The sequence below is a fragment of the Frateuria sp. GZRe12 genome (assembly GCF_051900535.1).
Lineage (GTDB): Bacteria > Pseudomonadota > Gammaproteobacteria > Xanthomonadales > Rhodanobacteraceae > Frateuria_A.
Genome location: NZ_JBHZGI010000005.1, coordinates 155,570 through 174,506, shown reverse-complemented (window position 1 = coordinate 174,506; position 18,937 = coordinate 155,570). Strand labels below are relative to the sequence as shown.

General features: G+C 57.0%; 14 protein-coding genes and 1 pseudogene. 4 read left to right on the top strand and 11 right to left on the bottom strand.

Translation table 11 applies throughout. The features are described 5' to 3' along the window. Positions 1-465, top strand: a pseudogene (locus ACFWZ4_RS13010) (hypothetical protein); the annotation flags it as partial. Positions 466-675: 210 nt separating this feature from the next. After that, positions 676-1,263, top strand: coding sequence for a hypothetical protein (locus ACFWZ4_RS13005; RefSeq protein WP_439705167.1), 588 nt, complete (start codon positions 676-678; stop codon positions 1,261-1,263). Here ACFWZ4_RS13005 and ACFWZ4_RS13000 read toward each other — a convergent pair. The 10 genes from ACFWZ4_RS13000 to ACFWZ4_RS12955 all read right to left on the bottom strand — a co-directional run bounded on the left by ACFWZ4_RS13000 (position 1,260) and on the right by ACFWZ4_RS12955 (position 13,864). Beyond that, entirely contained in the window at positions 1,260-2,747 is a 1,488-nt protein-coding gene (locus ACFWZ4_RS13000) for a hypothetical protein (protein ID WP_439705104.1), read from the bottom strand. The genes ACFWZ4_RS13005 and ACFWZ4_RS13000 overlap by 4 nt on opposite strands. Next, positions 2,744-4,771 carry a hypothetical protein gene (locus ACFWZ4_RS12995; RefSeq protein ID WP_439705103.1) on the bottom strand — a complete coding sequence of 676 codons (2,028 nt, stop codon included), beginning with the start codon at positions 4,769-4,771 and terminating at the stop codon, positions 2,744-2,746. The genes ACFWZ4_RS13000 and ACFWZ4_RS12995 overlap by 4 nt, the downstream gene beginning before the upstream one ends. A gap of 212 nt (positions 4,772-4,983) precedes the next feature. Beyond that, positions 4,984-5,892 carry a hypothetical protein gene (locus tag ACFWZ4_RS12990; RefSeq protein WP_439705102.1) on the bottom strand — a complete coding sequence of 303 codons (909 nt, stop codon included), beginning with the start codon at positions 5,890-5,892 and terminating at the stop codon, positions 4,984-4,986. Positions 5,893-7,101: 1,209 nt separating this feature from the next. Beyond that, entirely contained in the window at positions 7,102-7,956 is an 855-nt protein-coding gene (locus ACFWZ4_RS12985; protein WP_439705101.1) for a TauD/TfdA dioxygenase family protein, read from the bottom strand. A gap of 38 nt (positions 7,957-7,994) precedes the next feature. Further along, complete coding sequence (locus tag ACFWZ4_RS12980; protein WP_439705166.1) at positions 7,995-8,768, bottom strand: SDR family NAD(P)-dependent oxidoreductase; 774 nt, start codon at positions 8,766-8,768, stop codon at positions 7,995-7,997. Between the two features lie 40 nt (positions 8,769-8,808). Beyond that, positions 8,809-9,816, bottom strand: a complete 1,008-nt coding sequence (locus tag ACFWZ4_RS12975; protein WP_439705100.1) for an AAA family ATPase — start codon at positions 9,814-9,816, stop codon at positions 8,809-8,811. Beyond that, the gene (locus ACFWZ4_RS12970) at positions 9,806-10,972 is read right to left on the bottom strand and encodes an MFS transporter (RefSeq protein WP_439705165.1); all 1,167 of its coding nucleotides are present in this window, start codon (positions 10,970-10,972) and stop codon (positions 9,806-9,808) included. Before ACFWZ4_RS12970 ends, ACFWZ4_RS12975 begins: the two co-directional genes overlap by 11 nt. Positions 10,973-11,017: 45 nt before the next feature. Beyond that, positions 11,018-11,851: a hypothetical protein gene (locus ACFWZ4_RS12965; RefSeq protein WP_439705099.1), complete on the bottom strand. Its 834-nt coding sequence runs from the start codon at positions 11,849-11,851 to the stop codon at positions 11,018-11,020. Then, the gene (locus ACFWZ4_RS12960) at positions 11,848-12,672 is read right to left on the bottom strand and encodes a HEAT repeat domain-containing protein (RefSeq protein ID WP_439705098.1); all 825 of its coding nucleotides are present in this window, start codon (positions 12,670-12,672) and stop codon (positions 11,848-11,850) included. Before ACFWZ4_RS12960 ends, ACFWZ4_RS12965 begins: the two co-directional genes overlap by 4 nt. 22 nt (positions 12,673-12,694) lie before the next feature. Beyond that, entirely contained in the window at positions 12,695-13,864 is a 1,170-nt protein-coding gene (locus tag ACFWZ4_RS12955) for a hypothetical protein (RefSeq protein ID WP_439705097.1), read from the bottom strand. A gap of 661 nt (positions 13,865-14,525) precedes the next feature. Here ACFWZ4_RS12955 and ACFWZ4_RS12950 point away from each other — a divergent pair. Then, complete coding sequence (locus ACFWZ4_RS12950) at positions 14,526-15,509, top strand: class I SAM-dependent methyltransferase (RefSeq protein WP_439705096.1); 984 nt, start codon at positions 14,526-14,528, stop codon at positions 15,507-15,509. A gap of 68 nt (positions 15,510-15,577) precedes the next feature. Continuing rightward, the gene (locus ACFWZ4_RS12945) at positions 15,578-16,003 is read left to right on the top strand and encodes a GNAT family N-acetyltransferase (protein ID WP_439705164.1); all 426 of its coding nucleotides are present in this window, start codon (positions 15,578-15,580) and stop codon (positions 16,001-16,003) included. Positions 16,004-17,052: 1,049 nt separating this feature from the next. On the opposite strand, the gene glmS is transcribed toward ACFWZ4_RS12945, so the two are convergent. Beyond that, complete coding sequence (gene glmS / locus ACFWZ4_RS12940; protein WP_439705095.1) at positions 17,053-18,882, bottom strand: glutamine--fructose-6-phosphate transaminase (isomerizing); 1,830 nt, start codon at positions 18,880-18,882, stop codon at positions 17,053-17,055. Between the last annotated feature and the right edge of the window lie 55 nt (positions 18,883-18,937).

Below are 18,937 nucleotides of genomic sequence, written 5' to 3'. Positions count from 1 at the left end.
ATGGCATATATCGGCTACATGCCCTACCTAAAGCCCGGTTCGACGCTACTGAGCGCTATCGTAATACACAACCGGATGTTTCAATCGTCAAGCGCGGAGCAATCCTTGAGAGCAATTCTCGGGCGAGCAAGCCAGATGAGCGTATTGGGAGGCGGCGCAAGTGAGGCAACGCGACGGCTGTTTGGCCTATCGGTGCCTGTGCGCCAAGTTCTCGAACAGCACACCTTGTTTGGCGTGTACTCGCGAACGATGCCAGCGTCAGTAGCCAACTCACTTGCCGAGCGATTTGAGTCGGGCAACGGTGACCGCGTTCGAGCTGCATTCAGAGGGCATAGACGAAGGCGAATTCCAAGGCTCGCTACAAATTGCCTACGGTCATGCGATGAGTGTATCCAAGAAGACATGGACCATCAGGGCTTTGCATCGTGGCGCGTACTCCACTTGCTGCCCTCCATTGGGCATTGCCCTTACCACGGAAAAGGACTGCGTGATGAGGGCGGCACTAGCGATGGTGACCATCGGAAATGGCCATTGACGCTACCCGGCGAACATAAGTTACGAAAGACAACCGCCAAGGCCTCAGCGCTACCCATTTCAGATGGGTACGCCGCCTACCTCCATCTCTGGACGGAGACATTCGGTGGAAATTTGATCGGAATCGCCCCGGATCTGTGGATGCTGGTGATGGACGCTGTGGTACGCCGCCTTGGCACGCTGGCGCGCGCATGCGAACTCATCGAGACCACCATCCGAAGGCTTTGGGGTGTATCGGTCAGCCACGTGGCTGCTGCTCTCGATATTGCAGACGGGGAGCACTTCGTGAGCGCGGAGCTAGAACAGCGCGTGCAAGCAAGCTACGTAGCTTCGCGGCTCGTCATAGTGGGGGCCCTTGACCACCTTCAGATGAGCCCGCCGAGGCGGCAAAGTCCCCCTCACTTGGTCCCCTTGGAGGTAACTCAAGCCGAACCATTTGGATCGTGGCTTTCGCCACGAACGCAGGCGGAACTCCGAAGATGCGTCATGGATGCGAACTTCCCGCCAGCTCTGTACCGCGCGCTGGCAGAGGACATAGACGTCTACTGCATCGACGCCAAATGGCACATCGACAGACTGCTTGTAAGGCGGCTGGCGACGACCCTTCCAATCGAACTGCTCGAGACAATGTCCAAAGAGCAAACCTGGAGCGACTCCTCGTGGCTGATGAAGGAGATGCGTCGCCGTGAAGTCGCGTGGTCGCGGGGCGACTCATCCATGGAGGCCTAACGCCGCTTCGGCGGAGCACGATCACTGCCTGCCAGGAGCGGCTCTTGCGTTCCTCTCAGGCTAGCGAACATCTCCATTTGGAGTTCGTGTCTCCTCATGTCTTCGGGCGTGAGCTGTTCGGCTTTCTCCCTTCGCTTCTCGGCTGCTCGCTCTTTAGCCTTGATCTTACGTTCAGAGGCCTTCCTAGCGGCGGCTACGTGATCAAATGACACGATCGCTTTTGGAGTCGGTGCGCCGGTGCATTCGTCGGCGGGTATAGGCTGAGCGGATCCTGCTGCTCCTAGGGATTTGAATGGCATGTCGGTGAAGCGATGGACCGCCGCTTTACCACGCACCTGAAGTGCCATCGCATGAAGTTCTCTCACGCGAGGGGTGTCCAAAGCCGCAATGAAGTCCGCGTGCTCGAGCTGAGCGACCTCGCCTCCGCGTCGTAGCGCGAGTCGTTGTGCCTCGATCCAAAGCGGCCCAAACAGGCCAGGCACGCCCGCCGACATATCAAAGGTCCCTTCCACGATCTCCTCCACCGGAGGGACTTCGTCACATAGAGAAAAAAGGCACATGCCAGGAACAAACTCCTTGGACCACCAAGTATCTGAAAACGAGGGAGCAGGCGTCAGCTTGTAATAGCCCGCCGTGGAGAAGCGTCGGATGTCTTGTGATGCGCTTTCGAGGCCAACAAATGCCAGCGGATTCCCCAGCAGCAAGACAGGTATCCCCAGGTTCATTAACCCAAGAAAGAACAGGACGAAGCTCTTTTGCCAAAAGCTCTCGTCAAAGTTGGCTTGCTGATTCTCGTCAATCGCAAGCATCCCCACCCGGTGGTTGGATAGGAGCTTTGTAACAAATAGGAGCTGCTGATCAAGATTGCGCAACTTGCGTCGGTCGCCGGCGTAATCGGTTCCCAGGAGAACGTCCAGCCCCTCAACAATTCGCGCAAGCAACCCTCCCGGAGTCCCATTAAATGGGGCATCAATGACCAGATAGAGGACCTGCGTTAGAGCTGACCATCCACACGCTTCGCTTCGGCTGTGGACTACGACCTGCTGTGGAGCTATCACCTCCAAGGTCCGTGCCAACACCGCGGATTTCCCCATGCCCGTGATGGCTGAAATGATCCCTCCGCCTGCGGGCGTGCGTAGCGATTGAAGGGGCATCTTATGCGTATCTCCGGTGAGAGCGAGCGCATTGATTCGTCGCTGCTCAAAAACCGAAAAAGGATTGCGCGCTGCAAGTCCACTCCGCAACATCGTCTGGATACTCTCAGCGAGGTCAAGAACAAGACTGCTTGGCCAGTAGTGCCATTTGTACTGTTCGAGAAAGATCGTGCGCTGCGCGGTCGGTATGGATCGCCAGTTTAACGATTTGAGCGGCTGACGGGCTAAGGCAGCTGGCATGTCTTCAAAGCTAATGAATGGCGCCATCGCCTCCAGCAATGGATTCGGTCCATTAATCAGCTCTGGGTGGTCAAGGTTGTTGTTTTTCATCGCGCGACTGTCTTCAGAAACGCGGCCATAGCTCGCTCAGCTGCTTCCGCAGTCCGGTTGGCAACAGGTGCTGATTCTTCTTCCGGAAGTTGTGGCGCGCTGGCCTTCGAAGAAAAGGTGAGGGCGACCATCTCCTCCTCTCGATTCTTCTTGAGTGATTGTCTCCGCACCCTTTTTCCTTTTTTCGACGTTTGGAGCCTCTCCGCCTCGGATTTTTTTTCTTGCGCAGCGTTCCGCGTTACTTCACTCCGTCTGATCAAGGTGTCGAGACTCTTCTGGTCTTCGGCTTCGCGAGCCATGTCTAACCTGAGATCCTCACTCTCGACCTCGTTGTTCGTGTCAACTAACGTCAGGCCCTCCAGGAGGGCCTGCTCGGCCTGAACGTTTGGTATGCGCAGGAGCCCCCTGTCGCTCGGCAGCCAAAGGTGACTCAGGTCATTGGCATCAAGCTTTACGGTCAACTTGACGGTACGTCCGGTGCTCGCTGCACGCTGCCACACCGGATGATCAGTAAGGTCGCCCGCAAAGAAGCGATGGCCAGGAAGAAGCCGGATTCCGTTTTCCATGAGCAAATGTATGCCGTCCCGGCGCATCACAGCCTTACGATTGGGAAGGGTGAATGCTCTTAACTGCCCGAGGTCGCAAGATATGTCTGCTCGCATCCCATGATCGCGCATCCAGCAGAAGACATTGAGCCGGCTCGGGCGTATGCCAGCGCGCTTCATATCAAACGGGGCAAGAGCAGGCACCTCTTCGTTGTTGTGCTCAATCGTCGCAACAATGAACTCGCGCATGTATTCGTTGTAATTCCACAACGCCTCGTCAGCAGGACGAGTTTCGCCGCGCTGGCGTTGTCGTCCGCGTGTAGTACCGGGGAGCTTGTGGTCCAGCGTCTTGTGGTCCGTGTGATGCTGGGTCTCAACGAGGCTCTTGCTCTGGCCGCTGTACGCCTTGGCATATTCAACGCCAAATCGAAATTGCTTCTCAGCCTCCACGAGCGCCGCGGATTTCATTTCACCGTTGTCGGCCAAGTACAAACGATGCAAGAGACCGGGCCAGTCGTCCGGCTTCAGTTCGATGCCAAATCTTGCTGCGATATCCGCCTTATCGCTCGCGGCACAAAGAATCGCCTGCAATGACGTGGCTGAGCTCGGTGCTTCCCAGCTCATGCAAAAGCCCATAACCAAGGTGGAAGCTACGTCGACGACAATCGTCCTGTGCATTGGTGGCAACACGATCTGCCGCGACCTCATGGAGGTGAGGTACACATCCGATGAGGTTGAATCGATCATCGCCATTTGGCCGACGGCCTGAACTTGGTCCTGAGCGCGCCCTGAAACGGCAAGCGTCGAGGTCGACCAGTGGTCCACGCCGAGTAGCTTCCGCCTCAGAGGAGTGCCGTGAAGCAATCGACCCCAATATTCGAACTGCACCTTTGTTGGGCGAAGGTGCGCGGGAAACAGATCATGCTTGATATGACCCCGCTGGTCCTGATGCGTCTGCGACCAATACGCCCCCATGGTCAGACGGTAGGCGTCCGCTACTGTGACGCCCGGCTTCACCAGGGCATATCCCATCGCCAGGCGCTCCTGATCCACCGCGGTCAGCACATAGCCTTCGCTCTCGATCAGTCCTGCCTTGAACTTCCGGGATTTGCGACCCGCGCGACGCGTCGTTGGCGGCCTCCGCTTTCCGGGTCCGCCACAAAAACTCGTGTTGGGAAGAAGGCTGTTGAGGCATTCCCGGCCTGCCCAGTACCTATGAAGCCAACTGTAGATTGTTGGCAGGCTGCGACTGTGTCGTTTCGCGACTGCCTCGATCTTCTCCGCCAGTCCATCAGCCACCGGCGCTAAATCTTGAGCGGACTCTGCTCCTACGATCGCGTGGACGGCCTCCCAGCATTCATCCCTTTTTTTTAGGCGCTTGGACCTCAGGTCTCTTTCGCGTGCACTTGGTGCACTGCTGAGATAGTCCGCATCTGTCATTTGCCAGGCTCCCGGCAGCGGCACGTCTTCCATGATCAAGTGGCCCTGCTCAAGTGCTTCAGCGACCGTTGAGAGGCTGAACCGCTTTGGGCCGGTGAAGTAGCGTTGTCGTTCACCCTTGGTGCCTGTCCCTCGTGGCATTGGAATAAGCCAAACCGCATCTGCAAGCTGTTGGACAGACACGACACGATGGTCTGCCGAGATGCAGGCTTCCCCGAGTCCTGGCCGTAGGATGTGGCCATAGATCGGAGTCATTCTTGCCCCCCGAACCACTGCTCTCGGAGTTCTCGTCGGAGGGATACGCCACCAGGCTTCAGTACGCGCGTCAGGCAGACCGGTTGCGATAGGTCTACATCGATGTGCTGGTACCACAGGGCGAGCCTGAGGGCTTGCTGGCCTTGTTCTTCGCTCCACCCAACCATTTCAGCTGCTGCATAGGAAGCCTGATGAGCAGGAAGCTCGTAGACCTTCGGCGCGATGTGAGCGAGGTATGCTTGATACGTTTGCCCCCCGATCAACAGTTCGAGTTGGCCTTTCGACATGATCGGGGCCAGCCAGTGGAGTTGAACTACCAACGTTTTGGATATTTGCTCGGGATGAACGAGCCGATGGCGGAAGGCCGCTGCGGCACAATATCGACGATCGAGCTCAAGACGCTCCCTGAGGCGTGATCGTGACGCGGCGGCGTGGAACAGCGCCCGCGGCTTGCAGCTGAAGCCCACCAAGCGGTGAGGACCGACGGCCGGCGGGATCGTGGCCAAGAGGTCCAAAGAGAGAATGACCGGAACGTTCGTTCCCGGGTATCGGCCTAGTCTGATCCCTGCATCCCCGGCGAGTGCAGCCATCCCCGGGTGCTTAGGCATCCGTGGAGCGTAGGGCTCGATCTCCTCAAGCGGCTGCCGATGCGGCCAGGGCCATAGGGGATACTGCTCGCGAACATCCTCCGCGCCCAGCCACCACAGGAGCAGGCCGAATTCCCGCTCCCCACGCGACAGAAAGTGAGCAAGGCGCGTGAGATGCGGCACCGGAACGATGTTTAGGTTCGAGAACGGTGATGCTCTCTTACGGGTTATCTGTTCCCATGGCTTGTAGTGGTCGCCCGCCCCAAGGCCACGTCCTTCTCCTATCAGCCCGGCAAGTTTCTCGATGGTCATCCTCATGATAGGTTCCTCGACCCGCTCGAGTGAGCTGTGTGACGCCCCCTGGTGGTCCTGTCGCCGATGCGTCGATCTGCATGCTTTTCGCGCACGCACGCCTCCTATGCCGCGAAACGGCGGCATTTGATTTGGGTGTCGGAGGCTTGACTTGAAGGGCCGGCAGGGAACACACTGCCGCTCAAGCGGATCAGACTTGAGCCTTCAGGTCACGCCAGAAAGCCACCCCGCCACAGGGTGGCTTTTCTTTTTTCCGGGTGGGTTGTTTGGAAGGCCTACGCTCGCCCACCTCCTTGGCCAGTGACTATCATCAGATAGACCGCAGCGAAGACATTCCTTCGCGTGCCCAGTCGGCACAAGGGCGTGACGCCCGATGCACGGCCGGGTTCGCTGGATAGAGGAGGAGCTCCCCTATCCATAGGAGCGAGGTGCTCCCGAAGTGCCATGATCGACAGTCTGCTCCAGCCAGGCTGCGACGGTTTCCGTGGAAGCAAACCAGCCACGGCGCCCTTCGATGGTGAACATCGGGACGGGGAGACGGTGGCGAATACGTGCCTGCCGCAGCGCGTCGGTGCTCTTGAATCCCAGAAGCTTGGCCGCGACCGAGGCGCACAAGAGCGGGCCGTGCTCTTGCATGAGCCAGTAAGTGGTGGGTGATCTCACGTTGCGGTCAATCACGCTCTGTCCGCTTAAGGCCTACCTGAGGCGACCATATCGGAAGGCGGGATACGACACAAGTGCCTGTTTTTACGTGTTTTTCTTACTAGTACGCGCAACAGACGCAGAGTGAAAGACGCGCCTCAGGTCACCCAATCATGCGTCCGAGCGACCGCCTCTGTGGCTGGACCCGTCGCGCGGGGCCTTTTGCCCCGCAATTGGGGAATACGGGTCTGCTTCCAGCAGCGGCCGCATCTTCTTTCCCCCGAACAATGGGAACCTGTGGACTCCCACCTGGTCCGAGTCGGTGGGCAGATCCTTGTCACCCCTGGTGGTCGAGAAGCGGACAGTCCTCGGACGCCTCGATCCTTTTGAGGCACGTCCTGCATTGCCCGCGTTAAGCGGGGGGACAGTAACGCGTAACCCGGCAAGACAAGTCGCAGTGAGAGTCGCGAGCGTTATTGCGAGGCCTGAGAGCGCGGAGGTCAAAATCCTATTATCAGCAAAGTGCCACCGGCAATTTATGGCCTCTATCTTAACTCGACCCACGTAAAAACATTAATCAGCTTCAGCCGGCTCACACTTGATAGCCTCGTAGGCTCCCTTTGTTGCGGTTCTATGCATAGCCCGAAGCCCTTGCTTGTCAGGGTCAACCGCATCCGCCTTGCTATGAAGGAGCGTCTGATTCTCCCAAATAACGATATCACCTTTGTTCCACGAGTGACGATAAACGAAATCGCGATGGACCTGATATTGGCGTACCGTATCTAGGATCCCCGCGCTCTCAAAAACCGTCATACCCCGTATTTGACGGGCAGCCGGAGCAAAGAAAAGGAACTGCCTACCGGATATGGAGTGACGCCGAATAAAAGGCTGCACTAACCCCGCTGACGGCGGAACTTCCGAGTACGGAATACGCGGCAAATGCCAGTATAAGCCTTCTAAAAGACGTCGCATGCCCTCAGACATCGCCGAGTATGAAGAGTACTGGTCTGCAAAGACAGTATCACCCGCAGCCTTCGGGCACGAAAGGCAATACAGCATGGTGATCCCATGCGGGACTTTTGCGTAGGCTAGCCCGTCTGAGTGCCAACCCATGCCATAGTTGGCCGTGGAAGAGTTTGGCTTGTTGCTCAACAGCAGAACGTGCGGGTACCCAGCGACCTGATGATCTTCCGGTCGAAGAGATAGGCTAGATTCGAGAGTACCAAAGCATTCGGTTAACTTAACTTGATCGGCGGGGGGGAGATCTTGATCGCGAATAACCAAAACTTGGTGCCGGACTAAGGCTTCTCGAAGGCCTGCTGCAGCTTCAGGAGCGACGTCATTTGCCCGAATACCCTTGATCTCTGCACCAAAAGGAGAAAATGGATGTACTCGAACAGAGCCGATAGAATAGCTTTTGAGTCGCATAATGCCTCGGGTCGAATCGCCAATCCCTCGTATTCCTGTTAGCAGCTCAACATCTGGCCGCCATCAACAACAAGTACCTGCCCGGTGATTTTCCGCGCAAAAGCTGAGGCCATGAACAGAACCGCAGCGGAGACGTCCTCTGGTGCACAAAACCCGCCTAAAGGCATACCGCGGTTGGCTCTATCGTAAGCGCTTGGATCGCGATCGCGGACTTTCTGCCACACGCTACCGGGAAAGTCCGTAGGTCCAGGCGCAATACAATTCACTCTGAGATTCTTGCCGGCGAGCAGCCTCGCTTGAGACCTAGTGTAGTGCACCACAGCCGCCTTTATAGCCCCATAGGCGCCGTAACTTGGCCTCAGACCACTAACAGAAGCAATATTGACGATCGATCCACATACAGACTTACTTAGCCACGGGAGACATTGGTTAGTCGCTCGCACTATGCCTAGCATGTCAACAGAGAAAGAACGTTGCCAGCTCTCGTCATCGTCCCCCTCCGTCAGCGCCGAGACGCAATTAACGAGAATGTCTACGCCTCCAAGGGAATGGACAGCTGCCGCAACGTAAGACTTAACGGATTCGACATCGGAGACATCACACCATCCGGCGTGCGAAAACGCAGTTAAGCCGGCCGGCGTTTTAGTTGGCTCCTCAACCTGAGGAACGCTGCGCCCGCAAACTGAGACGTTAGCGCCGCTATTCGCAAAGTCGCTAGCAATCCGCCTCCCGATACCCTTTGAGCCTCCAAAGACGATTACGCGCAACCCTTCGAAAGTTAATACCACAGCCGGGAGTCTCCAACAATACATGCGACCCAACAAGCATTATGCAACCGCAAAACTAACTAGCTCAACCAGGTATCACGAAACAATCCAAATCGCTGTCGACGCAGTCAACAACGACCCGATGCCCATGTCCGCCGGCTATCGCTAAACGCCTATCGATTTCAACTAACCTCGAGAGTAGAGTACGGTCTAGAACGGTTCGCAAACCACGATAGCCGATGGCTAATTCAACCGTCTCCTCAGCAATTCTTTTTTTTGCCCTGCCGGTGAACTCAAGTTTACAACCCATCGCGTCAAAGAGCGAGGTATATTCACCTGTTATACCGCAACCGTCGTCAAGAACATTTTCTACGTCGTTAACTGCCAGACTTTTAAGTCTAACGATATTTGGTATTCTTGCAGTCAGCTCCCTTAGAAATCCGAGCGCCGCAATATCGCTCGGAGTTATGCGTTCGAGACTTAATAGGTCGAGCGAAGAGCTAAAAGCACCCGCGAAAATGAAGAGGAGCTTGCTGGTGTCGAATTGATAAACATCGCCCTGCGAGACAGTTTGCAACCGGGAGGAACGCGTGCTCCTTATTTGCCTAATGTCGCCATCTAGGATCTTTAGAAGAGAATACTGAACTCCCTCACCTCGTATATCTCGCTCTCCACCGGAAGCCGCTTTAATCTTATCGAACTCATCTATGAATACGATCCCTGACTCTGCCCGCAGGCGATCGTAGCTAGCCTCACGCATGAGATCGTCGAACACAGAATCTACGTCGCGCCCCTGGTAACCGGCTTCAGTGAGGCTAGTCGCGTCAACCGATACCACGGGCACGTCGGCCAGATCCTTCAGAGCACTCACTAAGTGAGACTTACCAGCTCCAGTGGGACCTAGTATTAGTGTGTGACTTTTCGCACCAGTGGCGAGCCCAGCTCTTATCAGATATAGGTGTTTAAATATAATGGACGCAAAGTAAGCTTTCGCGTCGTCGTTCCCGTAGACGGCCCTATCAAGAAGATTCTTAACTTGGCTAGCCGTAACGGCAAGTGGCTCCCCTTGAGCAGTGGCTAGGCTAGAATGCATGGTCGGTTGATTCCAGTTGTGTTTCGTATGACTCAAATGCAGTACCGAGAAATAGCGGCGCTGGTATTGCACAAGCGGCAGCAATAGCCAGGACTATGCCCCCGCCTCCGGTGAGGCCTAGAAGCGATATGAGGGCGAGACCATAGGCGGCGGATACCAAGCGTACAATCGTGTCTCCAGCGAGAATAACTTCCGCTAGCCGATTCGGCGGCGTTACTGCAGGGCCCAAGACCATGCCGGTAAGCCGAGAGCCGTATTGGCTTACGCCAACCAGGAGGCAGCATGCGATAGCTGCGTATGCGTTGAAGAATGCCGCTAGCACTATAGTCGCGATCGAACCAACGACAGGGGACCAAACGCTTACTTTTGTTACCATAGATGGTCTTCCATTTAGCACCACCAATCCTAGTAGGCTTGCAGCCAGAGGCCCCACGCGAAGCGCGGCCAAACTTGTGGCCTGCAACCAGACATACTCGTCATGGTTTGGTGCGCTCTTAGACAAGAGGTACGGCAGCGCGACTGGTATGCCTGTGTAAATGAGGTTAACCAGCAGTCTGAACACTAACAGACCACGCAATCCCCGATCCATCGTAACCAGTCCATACGCTGACTGGTCTGAGGTGGTTGTCTTTGCATGTAGTTGCTGCGAGGGAAGCCATGTCCAGGGCGCCGCGCTGATTAGATAAACAGATGCAATAGCAAGCATCGCGTGGTGGCCGCCAAAGGCCCACAGCAGGAAGGCGCTTAGTACGGGAGCGGAGACCACGACTGTATAAGTGGCGGACTGAAGCGCCGAAAACGCAGCGGGTCGCTGCTTTACGTTAACAAGATTGGTCAGGGTGCTATTGATATTTGGGAAATCCAAAGCGGTCGCGACGGACACTAGGCCCGCAAGGAAGTAATCGAATGGTCCGGGAGATACGAGGTAGGCCCCGCTGACGCAGATGAAGCAGGTGAGAGGGGCGACCAAGCCTATTACCGAAGGCCTCACACGGCTGAGTATCTTTGAGCCTATCAGGCCCATGAGGGCCGTCCCGATTAGCGTAGCCACGTATACCAACGAAGCCGACAGCCCACTCTCATCGATCGACTGCTGTCGAGCGAGTAGTGCCATCGTGAACATTTCGGTGCCACCAGCAGTAAAGCTTGCCAGCATCAGTGACGCGATCGCTCTCCTTAGCTTCACTTAAGGACGTCCTTGTTAGCAGGCAGAGGATTCATTACGAGAGCGTTTTCGTATGCCCTCGGCCGCGCCGTGAGAGGCTTTCCGGAGCAGAGGATCGTCCGTAGTACGCGAAAGAAAATCAAGCATATCCGCTGTCTCCTCGGTTCCAAGCCATGCCGCCATATTAATTAGACCGAGGCGCCTGGCTCCTGGAGACTGCTTGGACTCACCTACTACGCGGCGCGAGTTGGGCTCAAAAAAGTGCTGGGGCCGAAACTTATCGCGTTCGGAATACAGCATTAAGTTAAGGGAGAGTGACAATGAGGATGGCGGGAACTGAACGTGGACATCCTTCTCGGCCTCATAGAGCATGATGCTTGAATGACTTAGTTGGAATTTTCCAGCGAAAGCCAACTTAATTTCTTGGCCAACTTGGATGCTCTTGGTGTCATCCGTTATTTCCCAAACTTCAGTTGTGTATCCCTCGCCGAGATAGTTGGTGGTCAAAAAGGAGAAGTTGTGGTTATGGGGGAGATAATACGAATATGCCTTGCATAGATCTCGCGCTTCAGCGGATGCCGGGTCGATTGGAGGCCACATATTTACCCTCAGGAACGGGCGCTGCCCTCGCACGCCCGCTAGCAACCAGCTCGACTGCGAATACTGCGCGAATCTTTGGACCACACTGCCATCGATCTCCGAGTGCAGCCTGGCTAAGAACGCCTTTTGGTTATTCGCGACTTTACGGAAATCCGCTACGAACGGCAGAACAGATTCTGGATCTACTCCGTCGTAAGCAGCTGATACTTGCTCGAGAAACTCTTCAGGATCCGAAGTACCAAGTTCGTTCGAGACAGGATAAATTTTCATGGGCCCAGGTCCTCACCCGCGTCCAACAGCCTTTCCAGAGTGATCGCCGCTGCGGCGCGTATATCTGGATGCTCGTCAGACTGAAGTGCCTCCAAAACTTCTATCGCCCGCATGGGGTCAATCTTCGTCATTCCGGTTACCGCTTCCCACCTCACGTGATGTGAGGAGTGGTGCGAGAGACTTTCCAAAGCGCTAAAGGACTGACTATCGCCAAACTCTCCTAAGATCCGCGCTGTGGAGCACAGAACCATGTCGCCATTTTGGAGATGAGCGGAAGGGCAGAGACGGCCCGTTTCGCAATCATATTTTTGAATGACATTGCTCGATGAGGGCAACGCAAAACTCATGATCGGTGTTGCAATCGTGGCAATCAGTCTATAAACCCGCCCCGCCTTCAATTTTCCAACCGCGCCCCGCCGCAGCACTGTCTGATCAGCTGACCTTGATAACTCTTCACCTGATCCCAGCATCGACGGCTCCGATATTTCATAGTGTTCGACGAGGAGCCCGTCGGCGGCTGCGGATAGGGGAACGGCGACCCATGTTTCGGCGTCAACGGTATACGCGTATTTAGCCGGCTTTGTTACGCTATTGATTGACAAGGTGCCAAACGGTGATTCGGCCATTATTAGTTGGTTGTACCGCCACCCCTGGCTGAAGTAGCGCCCGTCGACGGCGATCCTGCGGATTTCACCGTCGAGGAATTGCTCAGGAACGCGCTTTCTTACAAGCGCAGCAAAGGCTACTTCTATTTGCGCCTCTGTTGGCGAGGCGCAAATAGTTTCCATAAAGGAGGCGATGAGCACCTCACCCGCATCCATGGCGGATCTCCCTTACCTAAAGCTACTGTCCGAGGAAACTCTTCCAGCGCGCTCGCGCTTCCGGGCTAATGCTACGTAAGACAGTAAAGCCGAGCTCCGGATCAAAGTGCATTGATTCCCAGTTCCTTGCGATCTTTGCAAAGCCTTCTAGGAGATCGAATTCTATACCAGGGATAAGACCGTTCATTGACTGAGCGAGGTAATAGGCTAACGCACGACCACGAAGGCGACTTGGGAAGCGATCTTCGTAGTTCGCGAGGGAGTACTTGGGAAAGCAGCCGTCGATAATTTTCTTGGGACATTTGTAAAGCGGGTAAAAGATATCCACGTCGCCGACGCTTCTTATTGGAAACGGTAGCGGCGGCTGCCCCTCTAGAACGCACATGATAGCCTCCCCCAAGAGGTCCTCAAGGTTTAGGCCTGTCACGACCACCTTAGCGCCGACCTCTTTCGCCACGGCCGTGAGCGCAAGGCGAATCGCTAGCGTACCTAGCATTTCCAGATCGACGTCCGGGTATACCTCCTCAAACGCTTGTACCCAGTTCCTACCCGACACCACGCCTAGCAGTCGACCAACCTCGTCGCTTTCCAATACTCGCAGCGGCACACCATGGGAATCACAGATTTCTTGTGCCCTGCTTCGGCCTTTGTCCCAATCAGGTATGCCCATCATCATCACGGGATGGATATTGCTAAACCCGGCAGCCAGCAATGATCCTACAAGAACATTTGAATCGCCGCCGCCGCTCACGCCGACTACGAGGGGCGCGTTTTTCGCTGGACTAATGTGTTCCTGCGAAGCAGCATGGACTCTTTCGTAGACAAAAGCCTTGCACTCTTCCGAATCCAGCCCTTTGAGAATGTGCGAGCGGCTGTCATTCGGGAAAAAGTACTCGCTTACGTCGTCCGCGCCGACATCCGTCAGAAGTTCTTCCGGTATGACTTCGTGATAGTTGATGTTTCGGTCAGGACGGATAACCAGACTCGAACCAGGCGGTACCGCGTCCTTTATTTTTGCCAAAACGTTCGTTACTAAACTCAAACGACCAGCTTCTTGGATATAGAAGCTAACCGCGCTTGGCGGAATCCGGTTTAACTGGCAGACCTCGAAAATGGTGTTGTTCTCTTGCCAATTATTGATTTCGAAACGACCGTGTGGCGTTGTTACGAAGACCTGCGAAGAAGAATCCATCTCTAACGAGTCCTTAAAAGGTAGTCGTCCTCTTTTAAAGCGCGCACGACACAACCACTGAAGCTCTAGCCTCAGCCGCGTCGTGATGCTCTAAGCCCATTAACTGGGGCACGTGATACGTGCCCCAGCACTACCGGCTTTATTAGCCGCTGGCGTAGACGGAGGAAGCTCCGCAGATATCTTCCAGCTCATAACCGCAGACTCGAACAGAGGCGTTCGGGAAAGCGGAAGGCACGGCAGGAACACTCAGCTTTTCAACCACGGCCAAGTTTTCCCGCTTCCACTCGTTGCGGGTGGTTACCTCTTGGAGGACAGGACTAGACATACCGATCTCCTTAGTTGCTGGTAAACCCCCAGCCTCTGCTGGGGGACCTCCTTAGTACCGCACGTGCAACCGGTAGGTCAAGCTAAGCCACGAAAGAAATTCGCTCGCATCAAAGAAGTGCGACGGTGGCCGGCCGGGCGGAACTGCATATACTCGGCGCCAATTGGCCCTTTGTCCTGAACACTATTGACAGCCGCGACGCTGCGGCCATAATTTCGTCGGGGACGAGCAACCGGTATACAACTCCTTTCCAGGCGGAAGCCGCGGCGCCGCGCGGTTAAGCCGCATTGACGAGCATTGCGCCCACCAATCCACAAGCGCGGACGAGGTAGTTAGATGGAACGATCTATTGACAGGAAGGCGGATGATCGTGGGAATGAGACGCGAGACTATTGGAACCTCGTGGACCCATGCAGCCCGGCGAGGTTTGTAAGGAAGGAACCAGTTATCTCCGAAGATGCATCTAACGAAACGGTTCTGAAGAACGTGGTTCTTCTCGCTGATCACATCTTTGATCACTTATCTGTTTTTGAGCAGTTCTCGGAAGCTTCAAGTCGTGGCGCTCCCACGACATCCGGAAGGAAAGTGCAACTTCCAGAGGTACGTGCCCAGCTAGCTCAAGCCCGGGAACATCTTTGGCGCGCCTTTTCTTTATTGAGGACCAAGCAAGAACAATTTGTAAACCAACAGCTGGATGCTCTTGGTATTAACGCCGACACAAGAGGCATTAAGGTTCACATAGGCTCGTCGGGTAACCTTCTTGAGGAATGGTTAAATATCGATGCCGGAGGCGCGGATTTAGCACTTAACGTAAACTGGGGCTTACACCTGCCCGATGAGTCGGCCAAATTCGTTTATTGCGCCCATCTTTTGGAACATCTTCGATACGGTGATCAGGCTCCGCTGTTCCTGCGCGAGATACATCGGATCCTCGAGACAGGTGGGGTTGCAAGGCTGGTGGTTCCTGACGTTGGAAAGCTTCTTCGCGCCTACGCAAACCAGGATAGGGAATTCTTTTTGGATCGTCGTAAGTTCTATCCAATGTACAAGGGTTTTGTAAGTGACGGGCTTATCAATCTTGACTACATTCTGCTTTTCTGTGGTGCCAACAAACAAGTCCTCAGTTATAACCATAAATTTGGCTACGATTTTCCTACATTGAGCAAACTCCTCTACGATGCGGGTTTTAGCCGGGTGTCAGAATGCAGTTTTCAGGGCAGCACACATGAGGACCTTCGTGTCGATGGCCATAGCTATAATGCCATGGCGAAAACTGGCAGCGAGCAAAGCTTTTCGCTTTTCGTCGAGGCTACGAAGTAGATTCCATTGCTCTTTTGTAATTTAGAACCGCCTTTTGTGGCGATGAACGAGAGGCGGAGGTCGCGGTGATGCTGGAGATCCGAGCTGCAGATAATGAAGAAAAGCAGTTCTGCGAGCAGCTTCACCGCAGCAACATGGCCAGGTATTTGGAAGCTCGCAATGTCACATGGCAGCCTAAGCTATTTGAGGATAGCTGGCGGCAGTTCGAGAACTTGATTATTACGAATGATGGCGTTCGGATCGGTGCGCTCCGTGTGCTACAGGTGAAAGATTGTCTTGAGATAAGGGACCTTCAAATCTTGCCAAATGAGCAGGGTTGTGGCGTAGGCTCTTGGGCCGTAAGCAAGGTTGCGGCTTTGGCAAGCGAACGCCAGCTCTCGGCTGTGCATTTGCGGGTTTTCGAGGAGAACCCAGCCCTACATCTTTATACTCGCCTCGGATTCAAGGTTGAGCTGATCCACGAGGGCAAGGTGCATATGGCACTGGAGCTCTGAGAGAGAGAAAGAATGCCTGCGCTCGGTAAATCAGCAAAACATGGACAGCCTCCCCTCGCCTGAGGGCGGGCGCTCGCCATAGTAACGTTCCCTGTGAAGCGGCTACCGGCATTGCCTTACAGAACGGATAGCGGGTGCCTGATGGGCGGGTGCTTGAACACCCACCATGCTACGGCTGCCCCGCGAGTCAGGCCCAAGGCGACAGGAGGTCAGGCGCGAGCCGACGGAAAGTGTCCAGGCGCCGACCGATGACCAGGGCCCTCCGTTTTCGATTGAGCTCTTTATGGGATGTGCCTGGTTTCCGTTGAAGAAGGCGCGGTTGGTTGGCGTGTGTTCCAGGGAGCGACGGGCGTGGCGGAAGAGCTCACACTGGCCAAAGCCACGAAACACGCGCGACACGAAACACGCGCGAAAGATGGGCCTCGAGCAGCTACGAGCGCACTGGGCTCACAGTGACGCTAGAACCGCTCATCCCCGAGAAGTCGTTGCTGCTTGGGCAGCATCCGCGTCGAACGACGGAAACGACAGTAGCTGCCGAGCTCTAGGCTGCGGCTGTCGATGGGCCGCGCGCTCTCAGCGAGATTGCGCCCATCGTTAGTCAATAGGCCGCTAAGCGCGGCGGCCAACCGCAGGCCCGCCTGCTCCAGGCGCTGCTCGACCACAGGGCGCCATCTCCGTACGTAGTCCGCCCCTACCTTACGTGACGGGTAGAAGCCGGGCGAGGCGACCAGCGCGCCACTCTCGTGCACCCACTCCTCGACGTCGCCACCGGTCCCTGTCCCAGACGTGGTGCAACGACCAGAAACCGGTCTTCGCAACCCGGAATCGCATTTCCAGTGAGCCTGGCACAAAGCTCGCGTGTGGTCAGCGCCAGCCCTGCGGCCTAAGCCCTCACCCATAGCGCAACCGTCGATGGATATGACCTACTGCGCGGAGCCGGGAAGGACTTGGACTTTCTAATAACGAGAGGCAGCAAAGAGTTGGACGCTTTATTACCGCCTTGGACTTTCTATTAGGTCCCACCACCGATGTAGCCCGTGCCGCTGCGCTCATTCCACCGTGACCGACTTGGCCAGGTTGCGTGGCTGGTCGACGTCGGTGCCGCGCAGCACGGCGACGTGGTAGGCGAGCAGCTGCAGCGGCACGGTGAACACGGCCGGGGCGATGAAGTCGCCTCCGCCGTCGATCCGCAGGGTAGTGCCATTGGCGTTGCCCGCGTCCATCGGCGCGTCGCCGTCGGCGAACACGATCAGCCTGCCGCCGCGCGCACGCACTTCCTGCAGGTTGGACTTGAGCTTGTCCAGCAGCGGGCCATTGGGCGCCACCGCAACCACCGGCATGGCTTCGTCGACCAGCGCTAGCGGGCCATGCTTGAGCTCGCCTGCGGGATAGGCCTCGGCGTGGATATAGGAGATTTCCTTGAGCTTGAGCGAACCTTCCAGCGCGACCGGAAACTGCGCGCCGCGGCCGAGGAACAGCGCGTGTTCCAGTGGCACGAACAAGGCCGCCAGTTCCACGATCTGCGGCTCCAGCTGGAGCGCCTCCTCGATCGCGCGCGGCAGGTGCGCGAGCTGCGCGCACAGGTCGGCGTAGCGCGCCCTGTCCAGCCCGCGCTGCTCGGCCAGCTTAAGGCACAGCAGCGCGAGCGCGGCGAGCTGGGTGGTGAACGCCTTGGTCGAGGCCACGCCGATCTCGGGGCCGGCGCGGGTCATCAGCTTGAGGTCCGCCTCGCGCACCACCGAGGACTCCGGCACGTTGCAGATCGCCAGCGTGGCGAGGTAGCCGCGCCGGCGCGATTCGCGCATCGCGGCCAGCGTGTCGGCGGTTTCGCCGGACTGCGAGATCGCCACGAACAGGGTGTCGGCCGGCACCACCGTATCGCGGTAGCGGTATTCGCTGGCCACCTCGACGTTGACCGGCAGTCGCGCGTGTTCCTCGATCCAGTACTTGGCGACCAGGCCGGCGTGGTAGCTGGTGCCGCAGGCGACGATGTGGATGCCCTTCACCTTCGCCAGCAGCTCGTCGCCGCCGACGCCGAAGATGTTCGGCAGTACGCCATGCGGGCCGATGCGCGCCTCCAGCGTGTCGTTGACCGCGCGCGGCTGCTCGTGGATTTCCTTCTGCATGTAATGGCGGTAGTCGCCACGCTCGACGGCGTCGGTGGACAGCTCGCTCTGGTGCACCGCGCGTTCGACCGGCGTGCCGTCCAGGCCGTAGACCTGCACGCTGTCGCGGGTGATCTCCACCACGTCATCCTCGTCCAGGTAGACCATGCGATTGGTCACCTGGATCAGCGCCTGCGCGTCGGAGCCGAGGAAGTTCTCGCCAATGCCGATGCCGACCAGCAACGGCGCGCCGCGGCGGGCGCCAACCACGTGGCCGGGTTGGTCGCGGCTGATCACGGCGATCGCGTAGGCGCCCTCCAGCGAACGTACGGTGGCGAGCACCGCCTCGCGCAATGGCATGCCGCCAGCGATGCGCTCCTCGATCAGCGCGGCCATCACCTCGGTATCGGTCTCGGAGGTGAACACGTGGCCGCGCGCCTGCAGTTCGGCGCGCAGGTCGGCGTAGTTCTCGATGATGCCGTTGTGCACCAGCGCCACGCGGCCGACCATGTGCGGATGGGCATTGGCCTCGTTCGGCACGCCATGGGTGGCCCAGCGCGTGTGCGCGATGCCGGTGCCGCCACGCAGCGGATCGGCCAGGTACAGCGCCTCCATCTCGCGCACCTTGCCCTTGGCGCGCACGCGGCGGATGTCCCCGCCCTCGAGCACGGCCAGGCCGGCCGAGTCGTAGCCGCGGTACTCGAGCGCCTTCAGTCCGGCGATCAGCAGCGGGGCGACGTCGCGCTGGGCGGTGGCGGCAACGATTCCACACATGGGTCTGGCTTCCTTCGGGGCGAGGGCGGAGCGTAGTTACGGTTTCGCGAAGACA